Annotated in this window: 3 protein-coding genes and 1 pseudogene; all 4 read left to right on the forward strand. The window is 61.6% G+C overall.

What is annotated here, in order from left to right:
• On the forward strand, positions 1 to 231 hold a 231-nt coding region (locus C5B91_RS21065; RefSeq protein WP_119713016.1), incomplete at its 5' end, for a hypothetical protein.
• The gene (locus tag C5B91_RS21070) at positions 231 to 566 is read left to right on the forward strand and encodes a hypothetical protein (protein ID WP_049917667.1); all 336 of its coding nucleotides are present in this window, start codon (positions 231 to 233) and stop codon (positions 564 to 566) included. The genes C5B91_RS21065 and C5B91_RS21070, both read left to right, overlap by 1 nt.
• A gap of 93 nt (positions 567 to 659) precedes the next feature.
• Positions 660 to 1,016, forward strand: coding sequence for a helix-turn-helix domain-containing protein (locus C5B91_RS21075; RefSeq protein ID WP_004967618.1), 357 nt, complete (start codon positions 660 to 662; stop codon positions 1,014 to 1,016).
• Positions 1,016 to 1,149, forward strand: a pseudogene (locus C5B91_RS23050) (PemK-like protein); the annotation flags it as partial. The gene C5B91_RS21075 and the pseudogene C5B91_RS23050, both read left to right, overlap by 1 nt.

The raw sequence follows: 1,149 nt of genomic DNA on the forward strand, positions 1-1,149 counted from the left end.
CAGCTCGCCCAAGGCCGCGACACCGCGAGCGTCGCGACTACGGATGTCGACGACACGACGGCCCGGAGCCTAGTTGACGACCTCATCGACGCGGACATCGTCACTCCGGTTCCCGAGGATCACGTTCTGGTTCACGAGCCGAGCGGCACCACGTTCGACTCGACGACACAACTGGCCATCTTCCACCGTGGCTGGACGGCAGGCCGCGACGCCGACGGGGAGGGCAAGTGATGCAGCAGACTCTCACTGGTTGTTCCTTCTGCGACGCTCCGCCCGGTACTGAGACCGGCGAGGCTCATACCTGGGGACAGGACGATCGGGTTACCCACCCGATCTGTGTCGACTGCGCGATTCAGACGGAGCCGAATCCTGACGAGCGCGATCACGTCGCCTGTGACGGCTGTGGGCTGGTCGTCGACACGCTCGCCGCGCTGACGCGGTTCCGAATCGAGCTCGGGCATCTGGAAGGCCCGTTGCAACTGTGCGCCCGCTGCAGTCCGGGCGGGCTCACGACGTACTGGACGCGAGATCTTGAGGAGCATCTCGTCGCGACGCCGTCGGAGTGATCCCCTCCGGCATTTCTGGGCACGGAAATGTCCCTCTCATCCAAGTAACAAACATACCAAACACCTATGTTCCAACATCTCCAACATTAGTCCATGTCGAGCGGTACTATCGATATCGACGAGTTCGAAAACGCTGACGCCGACGAATTCGATGAGCGGAACGACACCGAGCGAATCGTGCTGTTCCTCGACGAGCACGACGACCGTGCGTGGAAGGCCGCAACGATCGCCGAGCGACTGGGCTTGGACACGGACGCTGTTAGTGCGATTCTCTCTCGACTGAAGGAACGCGGGCTCGTCCGGCACAAGCGCCCGTACTGGGCGATCACGGACAACAAGGAACGACTTCAGTCAGCGTACCGGCTTCACCGACACCACGAGAGTGCAGCCGAACAATACGGCGAAGAGCGTCTCGAGGATCTCCGGACCGACCAGATGGAAGAGGTATAGTGACTGCGTTCGAGGATCTGGAACGCGGCGACATCGTCTGGGGGGCCGATCCGCTCTCGGAGAAAGGTCGGCCGCTGCTCATTATAGGGACTCCTCATTTCCCGAACCATGGCGTGCAGCTCATCACTGTCCT

The sequence above is a fragment of the Haloferax sp. Atlit-10N genome (assembly GCF_003586325.1).
Lineage (GTDB): Archaea > Halobacteriota > Halobacteria > Halobacteriales > Haloferacaceae > Haloferax > Haloferax prahovense.

What these genes read in the sequence shown, in the direction of transcription:
- C5B91_RS21070 (WP_049917667.1), top strand. Translation starts at nt 231, where the DNA reads ATGCAGCAGACTCTCACTGGTTGTTCCTTCTGCGACGCTCCGCCCGGT.
- C5B91_RS21075 (WP_004967618.1), top strand. Translation starts at nt 660, where the DNA reads ATGTCGAGCGGTACTATCGATATCGACGAGTTCGAAAACGCTGACGCC.